18 protein-coding genes are annotated in these 20,184 nt (G+C 65.9%); 5 read left to right on the plus strand and 13 right to left on the minus strand.

From position 1 onward, the window contains the following. Positions 1–94: 94 nt before the first annotated feature. The 5 genes from ruvB to pdxT form a co-directional block, all read right to left on the minus strand. On the minus strand, positions 95–1,183 hold the full coding sequence (ruvB, locus tag ACRB8A_RS10275) for a Holliday junction branch migration DNA helicase RuvB (RefSeq protein ID WP_285240350.1): 1,089 nt from the start codon (positions 1,181–1,183) through the stop codon (positions 95–97). Further along, a complete protein-coding gene (ruvA, locus tag ACRB8A_RS10280; RefSeq protein WP_050684636.1) occupies positions 1,176–1,820 on the minus strand; it encodes a Holliday junction branch migration protein RuvA in 645 nt (214 codons plus the stop codon). The genes ruvB and ruvA overlap by 8 nt, the downstream gene beginning before the upstream one ends. An 89-nt stretch (positions 1,821–1,909) precedes the next feature. Continuing rightward, positions 1,910–2,488 (minus strand): crossover junction endodeoxyribonuclease RuvC, encoded by a 579-nt coding sequence (gene ruvC / locus ACRB8A_RS10285; protein ID WP_285240351.1) that lies wholly within the window; start codon positions 2,486–2,488, stop codon positions 1,910–1,912. A gap of 31 nt (positions 2,489–2,519) precedes the next feature. After that, positions 2,520–3,275 carry a YebC/PmpR family DNA-binding transcriptional regulator gene (locus ACRB8A_RS10290; RefSeq protein WP_050684634.1) on the minus strand — a complete coding sequence of 252 codons (756 nt, stop codon included), beginning with the start codon at positions 3,273–3,275 and terminating at the stop codon, positions 2,520–2,522. Positions 3,276–3,278: 3 nt separating this feature from the next. Further along, entirely contained in the window at positions 3,279–3,989 is a 711-nt protein-coding gene (pdxT, locus tag ACRB8A_RS10295; RefSeq protein ID WP_432244630.1) for a pyridoxal 5'-phosphate synthase glutaminase subunit PdxT, read from the minus strand. 89 nt (positions 3,990–4,078) lie between these two features. On the opposite strand from pdxT, the gene ACRB8A_RS10300 reads away from it, so the two are divergent. Continuing rightward, positions 4,079–5,371: a MurT ligase domain-containing protein gene (locus ACRB8A_RS10300; protein WP_432244631.1), complete on the plus strand. Its 1,293-nt coding sequence runs from the start codon at positions 4,079–4,081 to the stop codon at positions 5,369–5,371. Beyond that, positions 5,368–6,105 carry a type 1 glutamine amidotransferase gene (locus ACRB8A_RS10305; RefSeq protein WP_050684631.1) on the plus strand — a complete coding sequence of 246 codons (738 nt, stop codon included), beginning with the start codon at positions 5,368–5,370 and terminating at the stop codon, positions 6,103–6,105. The genes ACRB8A_RS10300 and ACRB8A_RS10305 overlap by 4 nt, the downstream gene beginning before the upstream one ends. Before the next feature lie 7 nt (positions 6,106–6,112). Here ACRB8A_RS10305 and ACRB8A_RS10310 read toward each other — a convergent pair whose 3' ends face one another. Further along, positions 6,113–7,357 carry a CapA family protein gene (locus ACRB8A_RS10310; RefSeq protein ID WP_432244632.1) on the minus strand — a complete coding sequence of 415 codons (1,245 nt, stop codon included), beginning with the start codon at positions 7,355–7,357 and terminating at the stop codon, positions 6,113–6,115. Between the two features lie 84 nt (positions 7,358–7,441). On the opposite strand from ACRB8A_RS10310, the gene ACRB8A_RS10315 reads away from it, so the two are divergent. Beyond that, positions 7,442–9,454 (plus strand): M3 family metallopeptidase, encoded by a 2,013-nt coding sequence (locus ACRB8A_RS10315; RefSeq protein ID WP_432244633.1) that lies wholly within the window; start codon positions 7,442–7,444, stop codon positions 9,452–9,454. Positions 9,455–9,615: 161 nt separating this feature from the next. On the opposite strand, the gene pdxS is transcribed toward ACRB8A_RS10315, so the two are convergent. The 6 genes from pdxS to ACRB8A_RS10345 all read right to left on the minus strand — a co-directional run bounded on the left by pdxS (position 9,616) and on the right by ACRB8A_RS10345 (position 17,877). Beyond that, the gene (gene pdxS / locus ACRB8A_RS10320) at positions 9,616–10,542 is read right to left on the minus strand and encodes a pyridoxal 5'-phosphate synthase lyase subunit PdxS (RefSeq protein ID WP_432244634.1); all 927 of its coding nucleotides are present in this window, start codon (positions 10,540–10,542) and stop codon (positions 9,616–9,618) included. 152 nt (positions 10,543–10,694) lie between these two features. Next, positions 10,695–11,318 (minus strand): phosphatidylinositol phosphate synthase, encoded by a 624-nt coding sequence (pgsA, locus tag ACRB8A_RS10325; RefSeq protein ID WP_432244635.1) that lies wholly within the window; start codon positions 11,316–11,318, stop codon positions 10,695–10,697. After that, positions 11,311–11,895 (minus strand): HIT family protein, encoded by a 585-nt coding sequence (locus tag ACRB8A_RS10330; protein WP_432244636.1) that lies wholly within the window; start codon positions 11,893–11,895, stop codon positions 11,311–11,313. Before ACRB8A_RS10330 ends, pgsA begins: the two co-directional genes overlap by 8 nt. Positions 11,896–11,912: 17 nt before the next feature. Continuing rightward, complete coding sequence (gene thrS / locus ACRB8A_RS10335) at positions 11,913–13,922, minus strand: threonine--tRNA ligase (protein ID WP_432244637.1); 2,010 nt, start codon at positions 13,920–13,922, stop codon at positions 11,913–11,915. Between the two features lie 116 nt (positions 13,923–14,038). Then, positions 14,039–17,524 carry a DNA polymerase III subunit alpha gene (locus tag ACRB8A_RS10340; protein WP_432244638.1) on the minus strand — a complete coding sequence of 1,162 codons (3,486 nt, stop codon included), beginning with the start codon at positions 17,522–17,524 and terminating at the stop codon, positions 14,039–14,041. After that, on the minus strand, positions 17,521–17,877 hold the full coding sequence (locus ACRB8A_RS10345; RefSeq protein ID WP_050684427.1) for a DUF6504 family protein: 357 nt from the start codon (positions 17,875–17,877) through the stop codon (positions 17,521–17,523). Before ACRB8A_RS10345 ends, ACRB8A_RS10340 begins: the two co-directional genes overlap by 4 nt. A gap of 125 nt (positions 17,878–18,002) precedes the next feature. On the opposite strand from ACRB8A_RS10345, the gene ACRB8A_RS10350 reads away from it, so the two are divergent. After that, complete coding sequence (locus ACRB8A_RS10350) at positions 18,003–18,392, plus strand: hypothetical protein (RefSeq protein WP_050684426.1); 390 nt, start codon at positions 18,003–18,005, stop codon at positions 18,390–18,392. A 126-nt stretch (positions 18,393–18,518) separates the two neighbouring features. Here ACRB8A_RS10350 and ACRB8A_RS10355 read toward each other — a convergent pair whose 3' ends face one another. Further along, positions 18,519–18,839 carry a chorismate mutase gene (locus ACRB8A_RS10355; RefSeq protein WP_050684425.1) on the minus strand — a complete coding sequence of 107 codons (321 nt, stop codon included), beginning with the start codon at positions 18,837–18,839 and terminating at the stop codon, positions 18,519–18,521. 192 nt (positions 18,840–19,031) lie between these two features. Between ACRB8A_RS10355 and ACRB8A_RS10360 the strand changes: the two genes are divergently transcribed. After that, complete coding sequence (locus tag ACRB8A_RS10360; RefSeq protein WP_432244639.1) at positions 19,032–20,183, plus strand: hypothetical protein; 1,152 nt, start codon at positions 19,032–19,034, stop codon at positions 20,181–20,183. Position 20,184: the final 1 nt, after the last annotated feature.

Here is a 20,184-nt window from a genome sequence, read left to right on the forward strand (position 1 = left end):
CCCGGGGCAGCCGGAATCACGGTGGCCGCAGGAACAAAGACCCGAACGTGCCGGGCGTCATACCAGTCTAGGGGGAAAAGCTGAACGGAGCCTGCTATTGGCTCTCCGGATCCCAGCCGGACGACGGCCAGGCAGGTTCAACGGCAGGTTCAAACAGGTCCAGCTGCTCCTGGCCGAAGGCTCCGGCGGGAACGGCGTACCCCAGGTGGGTCCAGGCCGGAGCCATCGCGATCCTGCCCCGGGGGGTGCGGCCCAGCAGCCCTTCCCGGACCAGGAATGGCTCGGCCACCGTTTCCACGGTTTCCGTTTCCTCGCCCACGGCGATGGCCAGCGTGGACAGGCCCACAGGCCCGCCGCCGAATTTGGTGATAAGCGCCTCAAGCACGGCACGGTCAAGCCGGTCAAGGCCCTTTTTATCCACTTCGTACATGTCCAGGGCCGCGGAGGCTGCCCTGGCGTCGATTTGTTCGATGCCGTGGACCAGGGCCCAGTCGCGTACCCGGCGCAGCAGCCTGTTGGCGATACGTGGGGTTCCCCGGGACCGGCCGGCGATTTCGCTGAACCCTGCAGAGTTGACCTTGAGGTCCAGCAGCCCCGCCGAGCGGCGCAAAACGAGTTCCAGTTCGGAAACCGAGTAGAACTCCAGATGGCCGGTGAACCCGAACCGGTCCCGCAGGGGCCCGGGGAGCAGGCCCGCGCGGGTCGTTGCACCCACCAGGGTGAACGGCGGCAGTTCCAGCGGAATGGCAGTGGCACCGGCCCCCTTGCCCACCACAATGTCCACCCGGAAATCCTCCATGGCCATGTACAGCATTTCCTCGGCCGGCCGTGACATCCGGTGGATTTCGTCGAGGAACAGGACCTCGCCCTCGGAGAGGGAAGACAGGATGGCCGCGAGGTCACCGGCGTGCTGGATGGCCGGGCCGCTGCTGATGCGCAGCGGGGCGTTCATTTCGGCGGCCACGATCATGGCCAGGGTGGTTTTGCCCAACCCGGGCGGACCCGAGAAAAGGACGTGATCTGCGCTGCGGCCGCGCATCCTGGACGCCTGCAGCACCAGGGAGAGCTGTTTGCGTACCCGGTGCTGGCCAACGAAGTCGTCCAGGTTCTTGGGCCGGAGGGCGGCTTCAATGGCCCGTTCCTCGGGCTCCTCCCCCGCTGCCACCAGTGACGGTTCAGCCACGGCTGCCTATGCGGTTGCCGGCCCGCGCGCCGTCCTGGCCCAGCCAGCGGAGCGTGGTGCGCAGGATTTCCGCGACGTTGCCCCGGAACGAGACTTCGGGATCGTCGGCGAGGGCCTTGTCGATGCTGGCGGAGGCGTCCTTCTCGGACCAGCCCAGGCTGGTCATGGCGGCCACCACCTGCGGCTTCCAGGCAGCTTCGGCGGCCGTGGGCACCCCTGCGGCGCCGGCCGTTCCGTGCGGCACCAGCTTTCCGGCCAGTTCCAGGACAATCCGGGCGCCAACCTTGGGGCCGATACCCGGCACCTTGGTGAAGGTTTTGCTGTCGCCACTGTGCGCAGCCACCCGGATGGCCTCCGGCTCGTGGACCGCCAGGACTGCCAGCGCCAGCCGGGGACCCACACCGCTGACGCTCAGCAGGATGTCGAAAACTTCCCGCTCGTCATCCGAGGCGAACCCGAAAAGCGTCAGTGAATCCTCACGCACTATCAGTGACGTGAACAGCTTGCCTTCCTCACCGACGTGCAGTCGGCTGAGGGTCTGCGGTGTGGCGTTGACGCTCATGCCGGCGCCGTTGAGGTCGATGACGGCCGTGGACAGGCCTACGTGGGCTACTGTTCCGCGAAGAAAACTGATCAAGGCCGTACTCCTGGTGTACTGCCGGCCGTTGTGGTCAACGCCGGCTATCCGAACATATCTACGAATACCCTAGCAAGCGGCCGGGGCAATCAGCGTCCGCGCCGCGCTTTTGCTTCCGCCTCGGCCCACGCCCGTTGGGCCGGCGTAAGCGATGAGCTGCCGGGACCCGTGGTGGCCACAGCCGCCCCGCTGCCGGCCCGCCACGCATGCGTGATGGCGAGGGCCAACGCGTCGGCGGCGTCCGCCGGGCGGGGAGGAGCGTCCAGCCGCAGGATCTTGGTCACCAGCTTGGTCACCGCATCCTTATTGGACGTGCCGCTCCCGGTCACCGCGGCCTTGACCTCGGACGGCGTGTGCATGGCCACCGGGATGCCGCGCCGCGCCGCCGCAGCAATCACCACGCCGGAGGCCTGGGCCACGCCCATCACGGTACTGACGTTCAGCTGGGAGAAGACCCGTTCCACTGCGACCACGTGCGGTTCGTAGCGGTCCAGCCAGTCATCGATGGCCAGGGCGATCACCAGCAGCCGCTGGTCCAGGGACTGCTCCGGCGAGGTGCCCACCACGCCCACACCCACCATCGTGGCGCGGCGGTTGCGTTCAACATCCACCACGCCGATCCCGCAACGGGTGAGGCCCGGATCAACCCCCAGTACCCTGAGGGTCAAGTCCGGGCCTCCGCGGCGGGGTACCGGCAGGTCACTCGGATTCCAGTGCGGCCTGCACTTCGCTGCTCAGGTCAGCGTTGCTGTAGACGTTCTGGACGTCGTCGAGTTCCTCCAGCGCGTCCGCGAGCTTCAGGAACTTCCGGGCGCCGTCGACGTCGAGTTCCACCTGCATGGACGGGACAAACTCGGCCTCATCGGTGTCGTACTCGATGCCGGCTTCCTTGAGGGCGTCGCGGATGGCCTGGAGGTCGGTGGGCTCGGAGTGGATCTCGAACGTCTCGCCGTTGTCCTTGACTTCCTCGGCGCCGGCGTCGAGGACGGCCATCAGCACGTCATCCTCGGTGAGGCCGTTCTTGGGCAGGTTCACCACGCCTTTGCGGGTAAAGAGGTAGCTGACGGAGCCGGGGTCGGCGATGGTTCCCCCGTTGCGGGAGATCGCGAGCCGGACCTCGGATGCGGCACGGTTTTTGTTGTCCGTGAGGCACTCGATCAGGAGGGCTGAGCCCTGCGGGCCGCGGGCCTCGTACATGATCTCGGTGTAGTCCACCACTTCGCCGGTGAGGCCGGCGCCGCGCTTGATGGCGCGGTCGATGTTGTCCGCGGGGACCGAGGTTTTTTTGGCCTTGGTGACAGCCAGTTCCAGGCCGGGGTTACCGGAGAGGTCCGGGCCGCCCATGCGTGCAGCAACTTCGATGTTCTTGATCAGCTTGGCGAAGGATTTGGCGCGTCGGCTGTCAAGGATGGCTTTTTTGTGCTTGGTGGTTGCCCATTTGGAGTGGCCTGACATGCTTTACGCTTCTCCTCTGATCATGCGGATAAAAAGTTCGTGGATGCGCTTTTCGCCCGTCACTTCCGGGTGGAAGGAGGTGGCCAGCAGCTGGCCGGAACGCACTGCAACAATTCTAGCGGCCCCCGGCAATGCGGCGGCGTGGGCCGCGTGGCCGGCGTCGGCCGGTTCCACCTGGGCCAGGACCTCCACGCCGGGACCAACCCGCTCAACCCAGGGGCCGCGGATGAATACTGCGTGCACCGGGGCGACGCCTGTTTCCGTGGCGCTGAAGTCCAGCCCCTTGAACTCAAGGTCCGTTTCGAAGGACTCACGCTGCCGGCCAAAGGCGTTGCGCCGGACGGTGATGTCCAGCCCGCCGAAGGTCTGCTGGGGCGCACCGGCCAGGTCGGTGGCGGGATCGGCGATGTCCTGGGCCAGGAGGATCATGCCTGCGCAGGAGCCGTAGACCGGCAGGCCGCCGGCGATGCGTTCGCGCAACGGATCAGCCAGCTCAAAGGCGCGGGCCAGCTTGTCGATCGCGGTGGACTCGCCGCCGGGAATGATCAGGCCGTCCAGTCCGTCCAGCTCCGCGGGCCGGCGCACGCTGACGCCGTGGGCGCCTGTCGCCTCGGCGGCGCGGAGATGTTCCCGGAAGTCGCCCTGCAGGGCGAGCACCCCGATCCGCAGACCGGAACCCGGGCGCGCGGGAGCAACAGGTAGGGAATTTGTCATCCATCCAGCATACGGTGCGGCGGTTGCCGGGCCCGCGGACGGGGGAAGCCTGCGGCGGTTCCATGCCGCTGCTGGGATATATTCGAACCATGTTCTACATCAGTGTTCCGCTCGGCAAGCTCGTCCGCCGGGTGTCCCGGCTCCGGGGCGGCGGCTCCGCCCTTCCCGGCCTGGTGGTCGAGAAAATCGACCCCGGCTTTATGCGGCGCACGCTGACCACCCTCCCCCATGGCGTGGCGGTGGTCAGCGGCACAAACGGCAAAACCACCACCACCAAAATGGTGGTGGAACTGCTCGAAAGCCAGGGCCTGACCGTGTTCACCAACCGGACGGGCAGCAACTTCACCCGCGGCGTTGCCGCCGCCCTGTTGGGTGCCGTGGACTGGCGCGGCCGGCTCAAGGCGGATGTGGCGGTCCTGGAACTGGACGAAGCCCACGCCGTGCACTTCGTTAACAGTGTTCCGCCGCGGTACAGCCTGCTGCTGAACGTCCTGCGGGACCAGCTCGACCGGTTCGGCGAGATCGACAAAACCGCCCAGCTGCTCCAGCACATTGCGGACAAAACCACCGGCACCGTGGTGCTGAACCGCGAGGACCCGCGCGTGGCGCGGATCGCGGAGAACCTGACGGGGCAGGACGTCCGCTACTTCGGCCTCGACGATTCCCTGCTCAGTACGTTCCCCAACGACGACGACATGCGCACCGCTCCCGGCAGCCCCGCCCCGGCGGCCCTGCCGGAGAAGCCTGCTGCCGACGTCGTTCTCCGCACAGTGGGTGCGGACTCCGCGGCCTTTGAGTACGACGGCGGCACCGTCACCACCGGGATGAAGCTGCGGGGTGTGTACAACATCTTCAACGCTGCCGCCGCGCTGACGCTGGCCCGCAGCATCTGCGGCGGGGGCGCCGCCACCGCGGACCACGACGCCCTGCTCGTTGCGCTGGGCAAAGTGGAACCCGCGTTCGGGCGCGGCGAAAGCCTCACCGTGGACGGCCAGCCACTGGACCTGGTCCTGGTGAAAAACCCCAGCGGTTTCCGGCTTGGCCTGAAGTCGTTCCCCGCAGAGGGGTACGCCACCATGATCGCCATCAACGACAACTACGCGGACGGCCGGGACATGTCCTGGCTGTGGGACGTCGGGTTCGACTCGCTGCAGCCCGGCGGGGTGGACCAGCTCACCGGGTCCAGGGCCTATGACATGGCCCTCCGGCTGCAGTACGACGACGTCCGGATCGGCGCCGTCCAGCCCGAGATCGCACCCGCCCTGGCGGCATTTATCCGGGAAGCTGCCGGCAAGCCGAAACGCATTTTCTGCACCTATACGGCAATGCTGGCCATCCGCCGCGAGCTGTCCAAGATCACCACCGTGGAGGTTGTCTCATGAGCACCGGACACCAGGACAAGGGCACCCTCCGGGTCCTCCAGCTGTATCCGCGGGACATGAACATCTACGGCGACTGGGGCAACGCCCTGGTGCTGCAGCAGCGCATCGGCTGGCACGGCTACACGCCCGAGCTGCTCGAATACAACGTGGGCGATGAGTTCCCGGCCAACGTGGACATCATTGTTGGCGGCGGCGGGCAGGACAGCGGCCAGCTGGTGATCCAGGACGACCTGCAGGCCCGGGCCGTCGAATTGACGGACCTGGCCGAGGACGGCGCCCCCATGCTGGTCATCTGCGGGCTGTACCAGCTTTTTGGCAAGTCCTTCAAGACCCGGACCGGCACTGTCATCCCGGGTATCGGCATCCTGGATGTGGAGACGCTGGGCACCGATGAGCGGCTGATCGGCAACGTCAAGGTGGCCACCACCGAATTCGGCGAGGTGCTGGGCTACGAGAACCACAGCGGCCAAACCACCCTGGGCAACGGCGTCCGTCCGCTGGGCACGGCGGCGAAGGGCACCGGGAACAACAGCGCCGACGGCCATGAGGGCGCCCGCTACCGCAACATCGTGGCGAGCTACCTGCACGGCTCGCTGCTGCCCAAGAACCCTGCCATCGCCGATTTCCTGATCAGGACGGCGGCGGAACGGAAGTTCGGCAGCTTCGAACCGGGCACCCCGGACGACTCCTACGCGGTACTGGCCCGCGAACACGCCGCCCGGCGGCCCCGCTAGGAATCCCTCAGGGCTGCCGGGTCACCAGCAGCTCATGGGCGCCCGCGGCGGCTGCGCCCATGGACTCCACCACTTCGGTGGTGCGCGCCCTGGTGGCGGCGTCCTCTTCCGGGCCGGCGCAGGTCCCCTGCGGGGCGTCCGACGCCACGGAGCACCACCGGTAAGGGTCCCGGACAATGACCGACGGCGCCCAGGCCAGGTCCGTGGGCGCCCATTTCCCTGCAGCGTCCTGGCCGAACTGGGCCCGGACCAGCAGGCCCTCGTTGTTGACCACATACCAGGGCGATAGCTCGGTGACCCCGTTGCCCAGGCCGTACACAATCCAGGTGCCCTTGTAGTTTTCGATGGGCAGCACCGAGTGGGTGTGGTGGCCGTAGACCATGCTGAACTGTCCGCTGTCCACCAGGGCGTGGGCTACGTCCTGTTGCTGGCCGTTCGGGACGCTGGCATATTCGTCGCCGGCGTGCATCACGCCCAGGACGATGTCCGCGCCCAGGGCCCGGGCCTTAACGGCCTTAGCAATCATGGCCGGGGCGTCCAGCATGTCCACCTGCCACGGGTATTCGGCGATCTGGCCGTTCAGCCCGTAGCTGGCCTGGATGATGGCCACCTTGGCGGCCGGCGTCTGCATGATGAGGATGCCCTGGGATTCAGTTGCGGTCCGGTAGGAGCCGGTGTGCTTCAGCCCCGCGGCGTCCAGCTGGTCAAGGGTCCGGAGCAGGCCGTCCGTACCGCGGTCGATGGTGTGGTTGCTGGCGGTGGTGCAGGCCTGGTAGCCGACATTTTTCGCGGCAGTGATGATCTGGGGTGGAACGTTGAACGACGGGTACGCGGAGAAAGGCCCATCAGGTCCTGCAACCGGCGTTTCCTGATGGCAGATGGCCAGGTCACTGCTGTCGATGTAGCGGCGCTGGCCTTCCAGCAGCGGCACGAAGTCCAGGCCGGGCTTGCCCGCGGCGGCTGCGTCCTGCTGCGCCTGCTGCCACAGCTGGGTGTGGACCAGCATGTCCCCCGTCACCAGGACGGTTGTGCAGCGCAGGACGGGGCAGTCGGGTCCCTGGCCCGGGGTGGGGACCGGCGCCGGAACGGTGGCTGTGGGTGTGGCCTTGGACGTGGCCGCGTTGGTTTGCGGGTCCGCCGTCGCCCGGTTCTGCTCGGCCACCAGGCCGCAGCCGGCCAGCGCCGTCAGCAGCGCTCCGGCGGAGGCTGCTGCCAGCCAGCGCCGGGAAGTTATGCCTGATGTGATCCCCATAACGCCATTCTAGGGACGGCCAGGACCCGCCGCAGGCATTTGGCCGCGTTGAGAAGCGTGCCCGGGCTGTGAAAGGTTTACCTCATGACGAACCCCCTCCTCCACCCCAGTCCCCTGCCCTATGAGCTTCCTCCGTTCGCCCAGCTTGGGCCCTCGGACTATGCGGAGGCCATCGGGGCCGGCTTGGCCAGCCAGCTCGCTGAAATCCAGGCCATCGTGGCGGACCCGGCGCCGGCCACGTTCGAAAACACCGCATTGGCCATGGAAAGGTCCGGCAGGCTGCTCCACCGCGCGGCGTCGGCGTTTTTCACCCTGGTATCCGCGGATGCATCAGAAGAGATCCGCGCCCTCGAAACCGAGCTGTCCCCGCGGTTCTCCGCGCACCAGGATGAGGTTTACCTGAACCGGGACCTCTACGAACGGTTTGCCGCCATCAGCACGGCGGACTGCGGCCCCGAGGCGGTCCGGTTGGTGGCCGAGTACCTGAAGGAGTTCCGGCAGTCAGGCATCGCACTCGACGCGGCCGGCCAGAAGCGGTTGAAGGAGATCAATGCAGAACTCGCCGCCCTGGGCACGGAATTCGGGCAGCGGGTCAAGGCCGGCCTGAAGGCCGCGGCACTGCTGGTGGACGACGCCGGCGACCTCGCCGGACTGCCGGCAGACGACGTTGCCGCCGCCGCGGAGGCAGCCAACACGGCAGGGCACAACGGAAAGTACCTGCTGACCCTGATCCAGCCGGGCAACCAGCCGGCCCTCGCCGCGCTCCAAAACCGGGACGTCCGCCGTCGGCTGTTCGAAGCGTCCGTGGCCCGCGGCAGCAGTGGCGGCGCCCTGGACGTGCTGGACATTGCCCGGGCCACCGCAGCGCTCCGTGCGGAAAAGGCAAACCTCCTGGGTTTCGAGAATTACGCAGAGCTGGTGGTGGACCGGCAGACCGCCCCGGACTTCGAAGCCGTGCAGGCCATGCTGAACCGGATGGCCCCCGCCGCTGTGCGCAACGCGGACGCGGAGGCTGCCGCACTGGCGGAACAGGCAGGGCATCCGCTGGAGGCCTGGGACTGGGCGTTCTACTCGGCGAAGGTCCGCAAAGACCGCTACGAGGTGGACGAGCAGGCCCTGCGGCCCTACTTCGAGCTGGACCGGGTCCTGACGGACGGCGTCTTCTTCGCCGCCACCTCCCTGTACGGAATCACGTTCCACGAACGCGGCGACCTGTCCGGCTACCACCCGGACGTGCGGGTGTGGGAGGTCCGGAACGAGGACGGCAGCGAACTGGGCCTTTTCCTGGGCGACTATTACACCCGTGAGTCCAAGCGCGGCGGGGCCTGGATGAACTCGCTGGTGGATCAGTCGGAGCTGCTGGGCACCAAACCCGTGGTCATCAATACCCTGAACATCTCCAAGCCGCCGGCCGGGGAACCCACCCTGCTGACGCTCGACGAGGTGCGCACCACGTTCCACGAGTTCGGCCATGCCCTGCACGGGCTGTTCTCGGACGTTACCTACCCGCGGTTCTCGGGGACTTCGGTTCCCCGGGACTTTGTGGAGTACCCGTCCCAGGTCAACGAGATGTGGATCATGTGGCCCGAGGTCCTGGCCAACTACGCCCGCCACCACGCCACCGGCGAGCCGCTGCCGCAGTCCGTGGTGGACAAGCTGAACGCTTCGCTGCTGTGGGGCGAAGGGTTCGGCACCACCGAGTACCTGGGTGCTGCCTTGCTGGACCTCGCCTGGCATGTGCTGGAGCAGGCCGCCGTCCCGGACGACGCCCTGGCCTTCGAGGACAAGTCACTCGCCGCCGCAGGGATCGCGCACCCGCTGATTCCGCCGCGGTACCGGACCGGCTACTTCCAGCACATCTTCGCGGGTGCCGGCTACGCGGCCGGCTACTACTCCTACATCTGGAGCGAGGTCCTGGACGCGGAGACGGTGGACTGGTTCACCGAAAGCGGCGGTATGACCCGTGCCAACGGGGAACGGTTCCGCCGGGAACTGCTGGGCCGGGGCAACAGCCGCGACCCGCTCGATTCGTTCCGCAGCATCCGCGGCCGCGATGCCACACTCGAACCCCTGCTGAAGCGCCGCGGCCTGGAGTAACCCCTCGCCTCCCCTCCTCCCCCCTCCCAACTGACTCGCAGTTGTTGTCGTTTTGAGCCCTCAAAACGACAACAACTGCGAGTCAGTTGGGAAAGCACGACGCCGGTCCCCCACCTCTGGAAGGCGGGGAACCGGCGTCGGGGGTACAGCAGTTGCGGGAGTTACCAGCCGCGTTCTGCGAGGCGGTGCGGCTGCGGGATCTCGTCGACGTTGATGCCCACCATGGCCTCGCCCAGGCCGCGGGAGGCCTTGGCGATGACGTCGGGGTCATCGAAGAACGTGGTGGCCTTGACCACGGCGGCGGCGCGCTGGGCGGGGTTGCCGGACTTGAAGATGCCGGAACCGACGAACACGCCGTCAGCGCCGAGCTGCATCATCATGGCAGCATCGGCCGGGGTGGCGATGCCACCGGCGGTGAACAGCACCACGGGCAGCTTGCCGGCAGCGGCGACTTCCTTGACCAGTTCGTACGGGGCCTGCAGTTCCTTGGCCGCAACGTACAGCTCGTCCTCGGGCAGGGCCGCGAGCTTGGCGATCTCGGAACGGATCTGGCGCATGTGGCCGGTGGCATTGGATACGTCGCCGGTGCCGGCCTCGCCCTTGGACCGGATCATCGCCGCGCCCTCGTTGATGCGGCGCAGTGCCTCACCCAGGTTGGTGGCGCCGCAGACGAACGGGACCTTGAAGTTCCACTTGTCGATGTGGTTGACGTAGTCGGCCGGGGTCAGGACCTCGGACTCGTCGATGTAGTCAACACCGAGGGACTGCAGGACCTGGGCTTCGACAAAGTGGCCGATCCGGGCCTTGGCCATGACCGGGACGGACACGGCATCGATGATGGCGTCAATCATGTCGGGATCGGACATGCGGGAGACGCCGCCCTGGGCGCGGATATCGGCCGGAACGCGTTCCAGGGCCATCACGGCCACGGCACCGGCGTCCTCGGCGATGCGGGCCTGTTCAACGTTGACAACGTCCATAATGACGCCGCCCTTGAGCATCTCGGCCATGCCGCGCTTCACGCGGTTGCTGCCCGTGACGCTGTTCGCGGACGAACCGGCCCCGTTGCTTACATCAGGTGTAGACACAAAAACCCCTATGGGTAGATAGATGACCTTCGCCGGGTGTGCAGGCGGCCTTCGACGCACCTGCCGGACACACGGATTGCCGGATCCATTGATCGGGCAGAGCTAATACTAGTCCCACCACCGCTGGCCGGCTTAATCAGGTAACGGCTATGTTAATCGGCCGGTGAGGGTTCGGCGAAGGCCTGCCGGCGGACCGAAACCACCCGCTGGATGACTGTCACCAGGCTGGCCGCAGCGAGCAGGAGCAGCGTCACCAGCAGCACCACCGCTGGCAGGCCCAGGCCGGTGAAACCGGTCACCACCAGCACCGACACGAGGCGCTCCGCACGTTCGGCGATTCCTGTGTTCGCGGTGAAGCCCAGCGACTCGGCCTTGGCACGGGCATAGGAGACCACCATGCCCAGGACCAGGCAGACGACGGCGGCCACGGCGATGGGCGTATTCCCACCGCCGGTGAAGAACCAGACCGCCACCCCGGCAAAGAGCGCACCATCAGCCACGCGGTCCAGGGTGGAGTCCAGGAAGTTGCCCCACCGGCCCCCGGTTTCCTGCATCCTGGCCATGATGCCGTCCAGGACGTCGGAGAAAATGAAGGCGGTGATGAAGAGCGTGCCCCACCAGAGCTGTCCCAGTGGATAAAAGATCAGGGCCCCCACCACCACGCCCGCGGTGCCAATGACGGTTACCGCATCCGGGGAAACACCAATTCTAAGGAGCCAGCGGGCAAACGGGGTGAACAACGCGGTAAAGAACCCGCGGGCATGCCTGTTAAGCATCCGTCGCCCCGGGCCAGGCATCGGCCACCTGCTGGCGGACCTCGTCCAGCGTCTGGGTGATGGCCTTGGTCTGGGCGATGATGGGGAAGAAGTTCCCGTCGCCACCCCAGCGCGGCACAATGTGCTGATGCAGGTGGGCGGCGATTCCCGCGCCACCCACCACACCCTGGTTCATGCCGAGGTTAAAGCCGCCGGGGTTGGACACCTTACGCAGCACCCGCATGGCCGTCTGGGTGAGGTCGGCGAATTCCGCTGTCTCCTCAACCGTCAAATCGGTGTAGTCCGGGATGTGCCGGTACGGGCACACCAGCAGGTGGCCCGGGTTGTATGGGAAAAGGTTAAGCACCACGTAGCAGGTGCGGCCCCGGTACACAATCAGGGATTCCTGGTCGCTGCGGCCGGGACCCACGCAGAACGGGCAGTCGTTCTCGCCCTTGAACTGATGCTGGCCACCCTTGATGTAGGCCATCCGGTGCGGAGTCCACAGACGCTGGAAGGCATCCGGGACACCGGCGAGGTCGAAGTCGTCCGTCACTGCGGCATCACCGGGGTACCCGGCGCCTGTGTTCTCCTGCACGGTGCTGTTCCGTTCCCTTAGCTGGTCCGGTTACGGACGGCTTCCGTGATCCGCTTGACGGCTTCCGCGACCGGCACACCGTTGTCCTGGCTTCCGTCGCGGAAGCGGAATGAGACGGCCCCGGCATCGGCGTCGTCACCGCCGGCGATGAGCACAAACGGGATCTTGTCCTTGCTGGCGGTGCGGATTTTCTTCGGGAAGCGGTCGGAGGATGTATCCACCTCGGCCCGGATACCGGCCGCCTTCAGCTGGTCGACGACGTCGAACATGTATTCGTTGAACGTTTCCGCCACGGGGATGCCCACCACCTGGACCGGCGCGAGCCAGGCCGGGAACGCGCCGGCGTAGTGTTCGGTCAGCACGCCCATAAACCGTTCGATGGAACCGAAGAGCGCCCGATGGATCATCACGGGACGCTGGCGGGTGCCGTCCGCGGCCTGGAATTCCAGTTCGAAGCGCTCCGGAAGGTTGAAGTCCAGCTGGATCGTGGACATCTGCCAGGTGCGGCCCAGCGCGTCTTTGGCCTGCACGGAGATCTTGGGGCCGTAGAAGGCTGCGCCTCCCGGATCCGGGACCAGGTCCAGCCCGGACTCCTGGGCCACCTCGGCGAGGGTCCTGGTGGCTTCTTCCCAGGTGTCGTCGTCGCCCACGTACTTGACGGGGTCCTTGGTGGACAGTTCCAGGTAGAAGTCGTTCAGGCCGTAATCCTTGAGCAGCCCAAGAACGAAGGTGAGCGTTTTGGTGAGCTCTTCCTTCATCTGTTCGCGGGTGCAGTAGATATGGGCATCGTCCTGGGTCATGCCCCGTACCCGGGTGAGGCCGTGCACCACGCCGGACTTTTCGTACCGGTACACGGAGCCGAATTCGAAGAGCCGCAGCGGCAGTTCCCGGTAGGAACGGCCGCGGGAGCGGAAAATCAGGTTGTGCATGGGGCAGTTCATCGGCTTCAGGTAATAGTCCTGGCCGGGCTTGCGCACGGTGCCGTCCTCGTTGAGTTCGGCGTCCACGTGCATGGCCGGGAACATGCCGTCCTTGTACCAGTCCAGGTGCCCGGAGACTTCATAGAGGTGGCCCTTGGTGATGTGCGGGGTGTAGACAAACTCGTAGCCGGCTTCCACATGGCGCTGGCGGGAGTAGTCCTCCATCTCCTTGCGGATGATGCCGCCCTTGGGGTGGAAGACCGGCAGGCCCGAACCCAGTTCGTCCGGGAAGGAGAACAGGTCAAGCTCGACGCCGAGCTTCCGGTGGTCGCGCCGTTCGGCTTCGGCGATGCGCTCCTGGTAGGCCTTCAGGTCGTCCTTGGTGGGCCAGGCCGTGCCGTAGATCCGCTGGAGCTGCTGGTTTTTCTGGTCACCCAGCCAGTAGGCGGAGGACGAGCGGGTCAGCGCGAACGCATTGGAAATGAGTTTGGTGTTGGGCAGGTGCGGGCCGCGGCACAGGTCGCACCAGACGGTGGTGCCTTCCTTGCGTTCAACATTGTCGTAGATGGTGATCTCGCCGGCACCCACCTCGATGTTCACGCCTTCGCCTGCGTCTGCGGCGTCGTTTTTCTTGCCCAGCAGTTCGAGTTTGTAGGGCTCGTTTTTCATGGCTTCGCGGGCTTCGTCCTCGGTGACCACACGGCGGACGAACTTTTGGTTCTGGTTGACGATCTTGAGCATCATCTTCTCGAGGGTCTTGAGGTCCTCGGGGGTGAAGGGCTCGGCCACGTCGAAGTCGAAATAGAAACCGTCCGTGATGTACGGGCCGATGCCCAGCTTGGCGTCGGGGCGCAGCTGCTGGACGGCCTGGGCCATCACGTGGGCGGTGGAGTGGCGGAGCACGTCCAGGCCGTCGGGGGAGTCGATGGTGACGGCTTCGATGCTGGCACCGTTGGGGAGTTCCTGGTCCAGGTCCTTCAGGACGCCGTCGACACGGGCAACAACCACCTCGCGGCGTTCAAAAAAGAGCTCCGCACCGGTTGTCCCGGTAGTCACCTTGGTCTCTTCGCCATCGACGATGAGGGTGATCTGCTGGGCATCTGACACGGGTGTCTCCTATTCAAAGTTGTAGGCTTCATAGCTTGTGGCATACGGGGACCACAGCCAGCCACCGTCAATGCTATCGGTTCCGCGGGGGGCCACCAACGCGGCACACTCGGGCATCAGCCGCTGAATCCAGTGATGGCCAGCGTGCGGCTGATGCCGTCCAGGGGATGTTCCACGTCAGTGCCGGGCCTGTTGGGGTCCGGGAAGGGCAACGATTCCGGCTGCCCCAGGTCCCAGGCCATGCTGGCGCTCAGGCTGATTCCGCGGGGGCCCGTGCGCCGGGTGGTGCCTCGGATCAGCAGCAGCCGGGTGCCAAAAAGGAACAGCCCGGCGTTTTCCTGCGCCTCGTGGAAAAACACCGAATCGATGCAGCCGGTGCCGTCGTCGATGCTGATGAACACCACCCGCTTGCCGCCGCGCATCGGCGGGGTCTGGGTGGCGATCCGCACGCCCGCAACCAGGACCTCCGTGCCGTTACGCAGCGACAGCAGCTTGTCTGCTGTGGTCACGCCCAGCCTGTCCAGCATGGGCCGGTGGCTGTCCATCAGGTGGCTGCTGACGTCCATGGCCATCAGGTCGAGTTCTGCCCGGACGTTTTCCACCAGGGTGGGTGCAGGCAGGCCGGGTTTGATGTTCTGCAGTTCCACGTCCCCCAAGGGCAACGCAAGCTGTCCTTCCAGGACTTCGATGCCCTTCCGGGTTCCTTTGCCCTGCATCTGCTGCAGGTGGTGCACCAGGTCGGCCCGGTTGGCTGTTCCGCCGGCTTCTCGGTGCAGGAAATCGAACGCGCCAAGCTGCGCCAGCCGTTTGATGGTGGGTTTGCTGACCCGGGACCGGGCCCTCAGGTCGGCGAGGGAGTCAAAGGGCTGCCCCGCCACGATCCTTTTAAGTTCGGTGGCTGACAACCCGTAGATCCCGTTCAGGCTCAGTCGGATGCCCAGTTTCCCGGCGTCCTTTCCGGCGTCGACCCGCTCCACCCGGTATTGGGCACCGCTGCGGTTGATGTCCAAAGGCAGGATGGGAATGCCAAGGCGCCGGGCTTCCGCCACCAGCAGCCGCTTGGGATACATCCCGGGATCGTGCTCCCACAACCCTGCCAGGAAGGCCTCCGGGTGGTGGGCTTTCAGCCAGGCGGACTGGTAGGTGGGCACGGCGAAGGCCGCCCCGTGGGCCTTACAGAAGCCAAAGCTGCCGAAGGCCTTCAGCGTTCCCCAGACCTTGTCCACCACCTCCGGGGTGTAGTTGCGTTCCCTGGCCGCTTTGCGGAAGAAGGCCTCCACCAGGGGTTCTTTAGCTTCGTTACCCAGGGCACGGCGGAATTCGTCGGCTTTCGCCAACCCGCAATGGGTCATGACGTTAAAGGTCTTCAGGATCTGTTCGTGGAACACGGTGACCCCATGCGTTTCGGCGAGCACGGGTTTCAGGTCCGGATGGGGGTACACCTCCGGGGCGAACCCGTGCCGGTGCTCCAGGAACGGCCGCACCATGTCCGACTTCATGGGACCTGGCCGGAACAGTGAAATGTCGATGATGAGGTCGTTGAATTCCCGGGGCGCCATTTTGCCGATCAGCTCACGCTGGCCCGGCGATTCGATCTGGAAGCATCCCAGCGTATGGGTGCTCCTGATCAGCTCGAAGGTGGCCTCATCGTCCAGGGGAACGGCGTTCAGGTCGATGGCGCCGTCAGCGGCGATGTAGTCGGGTCCAGCCCCGTCCGGGCCTACCGGGTGGCTGCCGGCAGCCACCACCTGGGTTTTGGAGGGGTGGATGCGGATGATTTCCCGGACAGCGAAAGCCATGGCGCTTTGCATCCGGACCCCCAGGACATCAAGTTTGAGCATGCCCATGGGGTCCATGTCGTGCTTGTCGAACTGGCTCATGGGAAGGCCCAGCCCACTGGGTTGGACAGGGGTGCGGTCCAGCAGGGTGGCATCCCCCAGGATCACTCCGCAGGGGTGCATGGAGATGTGCCGCGGCAGCCGGTCCAGGCGTTCCGTCAGGTCAACCAGGAGGTCCAGCTGCTGGTTTCCGTCCGTGTCCCGCTGTTCAACCCGGCCTGCGAACTGGCGCAGTTCGGGCTTTTCCTGCAGCGCTTCCCGGAACTTCCTTGCGGAGAAACGCCACAGCTGTTTGGCGATTTCGCCTACTTCGCCGTCGTCCATGCCCAGCGCCATGCCGGCATCCCGGACGGCACCCCTGGCCCGGTATCCGTTCTGCATGCTCATGAGGGTGACCCGTTCCGAGCCGAACCGTTTGAAGATCCGGTGGTAGACGTTGTGCCGCTCAGCGCTTTCGACGTCGATGTCAATGTCCGGGAGGGTGGCGCGGTCCCGGGACAGGAAGCGTTCAAAGATGAGATCGTGCTGAAGCGGGTTCACCTGGCTCACATCGATCAGGTAGTTGACCAGGCTCGAGGCCCCGGACCCGCGCGCAGCGGCCCGGACCCCCATGTCCTGGATCATCCGGGAAACCTCCGCCACGGTGAGGAAATAGGCGGAGAAGCCGAGGTTGCTGATGATGACCAGCTCGTGCTCCAGCCGGGTTTTCATCTCGGCCTCCTGGCTGCCGGCAATGCCGGGGAACCGTCGGGTAATTCCGGCCTCGCAGCGTTGGACCAGTTCGGTATGCGGGTGCTGGCTGATGCCAAGGACCGAGGCCTCAGGGACCACCGGCTGCTTCCATCCCATGTCCGTGTGCGGATCCATCCGGCACCGATCGGCGAGCGCCTCGGTTTGTGCCATCAGCTGTGTGAGGTCCGCTGTCCCGAAGCCCGCGGCGGCAATGACTTCCTTGCCCAGGCGGAGCATCTGCTCCCCCGTTTTGAGCCAACCCTGGCCTGTGGGTTGCAGGATGGGTTCAGCCGCCAGCTCGGGGAGGGATTTGAGGGTCCGGGCAGAGTCCAGCACATCAGCGGTGGGTGCACCGTCAGCGCCGCAGTAACGCACCGCGTTGGTCAGGATGGCCGGGACGTGGTGTTCCTCCGCGAGCCTGAGCATCCGCACGGCATGTGCTGTGCTGAGGGGCATGCCCGGGGTGCTGAGCTGGGTGACAATCTCGGTAACCACAGTTCCGGCCGGCATGGCATCGAGCCAGGCTTTGAAGAGTGTGCGGGGCCGGAGGTACCGCCTGCCGCCCATGGCCCGTCCCACATCCGAGTCGGGACCGATCAGTACAGTCAGGACGGGTTTGAGGGTCAAAGGGTCCAGGGTGCGTGAAGCCAGTTCCGCCCGGGTGACGGCGACAGGAACCGCTCCCCCGGCTTTTCCGGACGTGCGGGCATGGGCGTCCGAGACCAGCCGGCACAGGGCCCGGTACCCGGCGCCGTTATTGTGGCCCCGGGCCAGGACCACCACCCGTCCCGCCACCTGGGTGCGGTGGTCGCCTTCGTCATCAAAGACGGCGAGGTCCACCCCCACGATGGCATCCAGGCCTTCAGCCATGCATGCCCTGAGGTGCTTGATGGTTCCGTAGAGCCCGTCCCGGTCGGTGCAGGCGAGCGCGGTGGCCCCGTCAGCCTTGGCAGCCTGTGCCAGTTCCTCCGGCCATGACACCCCGTAGTGGGCACTGAAGGCGGTGGAAACGTGTAAATGCGTAAAGCTCATGCTGTTTTGGGACCCGAGGTGTCGTTGAGGCGCAGGGCATCGTGGATACGGAGGAGCCGCCATCGGCCACTGGCGGCGTGCCGGGTGAGGTCGAGGGTGAGCGGTTCCATTGGAACAGGAGTGCTTTTCCCGGCGGGCGGGACGGGAACCACCTGGATCCGCCAGATTTCGTGATCCACCATCCCCGGCCCGCTGCCCAACGGGACGCGGCTTTCCTCAGCCCACCACTGGCGGCGTTCATACCAGCGGACTGATTCGGCGCAGACGGAATAGGAGCGTCCGGACCACAGGACGCTTTCCGGCTGGCCGTCCGCCGAGCAGGCTACGTCCACGGATTCGCTGAACAAGCCCATGGTGCCTCCTGACCCGCAGATTGGATTTATTCGAATATGTGTTCGAATAATCCAATCCTACGCTCCCCCATGGCCAAAACATAGGCAGGGTGGACGGACCGGGCGGCAGGGAGCAGGATGGTGCCATGAGCACCCATGACGCACTCCTCAAGCAGGTCAGCATCGAAGCCCAGGACGCCACTTTGGTGGCCACTTTCGAGGTGGAGGGCAATATCCCGGGTTCCGGCGCCTATGTGGTGGGGCTGGTGGCGGCCAGTCCTGACTACTCTTCCCAGCGGCGGCTGGGCATTGAATTCATGAACGGCGAACCCATCGCGTTCTACTCGTTCAGCCATGAGCAGGGCACTGAGGAGAACTACGACCTGGCCGGGGTGTCCCATTCAGGCAGCAGCATTACCGGCAACTTCCCCATGGCTGCGGTCCACGGCCTGGGCAAAGGCCATGTGATGTCCGCCTTCAGCGACGCTGACGGGCGCGAATTCCAATCGGGGGTTCCGGTCCGGGAGGCACTCTGATATATGCCGCAGTCCACCCCGTTGCGCTATCACTTATGGTCCCCAAAAGCCGATTTGGGGACCATAAGTGATAGGACAACGCAGGGGGTGGGGCAGGCAGGTGAAGCGGGCAGCTGACCGGAAGGGTCAGCTGCTTTCCTTGTGGACACGCATTTCGAGTTCGATGAACCCGGAAATCATGGCGCGGTACGTGGACTCAACGATGTCCGGATCGATGTCCTTGCGTTCCGCTGCGGTACGGACGTGTTCGATGATCCGTTCAACGCGGCCCGGCGCGCGGACCTCCGCGTCATCACCCTTCAGCGTTCCGGCGATGCGGATCAGCCGTTCGCGGCGGGCGATGAGGGTGACAATCTGGTCATCCACTTCGTCTACGGCAATCCGGACGGCAGCGAGCTGTTCCTTGTCGGCGAGGGCATCCCGGTCGTTTCCTTGAATTGTTGCCATGCTCCGAGGGTACCCAAGCATGCCCTCGGGAGTCGACTTCCCCCACGGATCAGGCGCAGCCGGGTAACGCCGCACGTATGACAAAACCCCCACCCCACCAGCAGGTATATTCTCCGTATGCATCTCCACGACGCAATCCCGTGGAGGTAAAAATATTGGGGGGAAGCAATGAGAATATTCCGGCGTGTCATCATGCCCATCGCCTGGCTGGTGGTTTTTGCAGTCATTGCCGTGGCATTGGTGAAGATCGCATTCGTGGACGGGCTCAGGGCCGAACCTGCCCTCGCCGGTCCTGCCGCCACCATCGCCACACCGGTGTTCCAGGCAAGCCGCACCACCGTCACAAACCGGGTGGAAGTCGAAGCAACGGTCCAGAGCGACGCCGCGGCCGATGTCCGCAACACGGTCGCAGGCACCGTCAACCACGTGTTCCTCGAACCCGGCGCACCCGTACGCAACGGCGACCCGCTGTTCCAGGTGCGCAGCGAGGTGCAGCCGGAGGCAGGCACTGCGCCGGCAGCCGCCGCACCGGCCGGGGGAAACGCGGAGCAGGACTCTGCACCGGCGATGCCGGCCGCCGCGAAGCCCACGTACACCTACACCAACGTGCTGGCTGCTTCCACCGGGGTGCTGAAGACCCTTACCGTCATCATCGACCAGCAGGTCAGTGTGGGCGAGGTTGCGGGCACTGTGGATCCGGGCACTTTCACCGTCAGCGGCACCGTAGACGCTGCCCAGCAGTACCGGCTGCTGGCCAAACCAGGTTCAGCGGAGATCAGCGTGATTGGCGGTCCCGCCCCCTTCAGCTGCGCCGACCCTGTCCTGACCAGCATCGCCGCTGCGTCCGAGGGGTCCGGCTCCGGTGGCACCGCAGGGGTTGCCCGCTCCGTTGCCGCAGCCATCATGCCGGTGCCGGGTAACGGGGCGCCCGCGGCCGGGGGTGCCGCCACCGGCCGGCTGAGCTGCCCTGTTCCTGCGGACATCACCGTTTTCGCCGGGCTCGGCGCCACCATGACGGTCACAGCCGGCGAATCCGTGAACGTCATCGCCGTCCCGTTGACGGCCGTCCGGGGAACTGTCGCTGATGGCATCGTCTGGATGGCCGCCCCGGCCCCCGAAGGTGCGGCAAACGGTGCTGCCGACGCAACTTCAACCGGCGCCGACGCCGCAGCACCGCCCGCAGCCGAACCGGAACAACGCACAGTAAAGCTGGGGCTCAACGACGGCGCAATGGTGGAGGTGGTCTCCGGTCTGGCCGAAGGCGACGCCATCCTGGAGTTCGTCCCCGGCGCACCCGGCCAGCCCGACGCCGGCATTCCCGGCGCTTACCCCATGGGCGGCTGAG

The sequence above is a fragment of the Arthrobacter sp. G.S.26 genome (genome assembly GCF_050847375.1).
Lineage (GTDB): Bacteria > Actinomycetota > Actinomycetes > Actinomycetales > Micrococcaceae > Arthrobacter.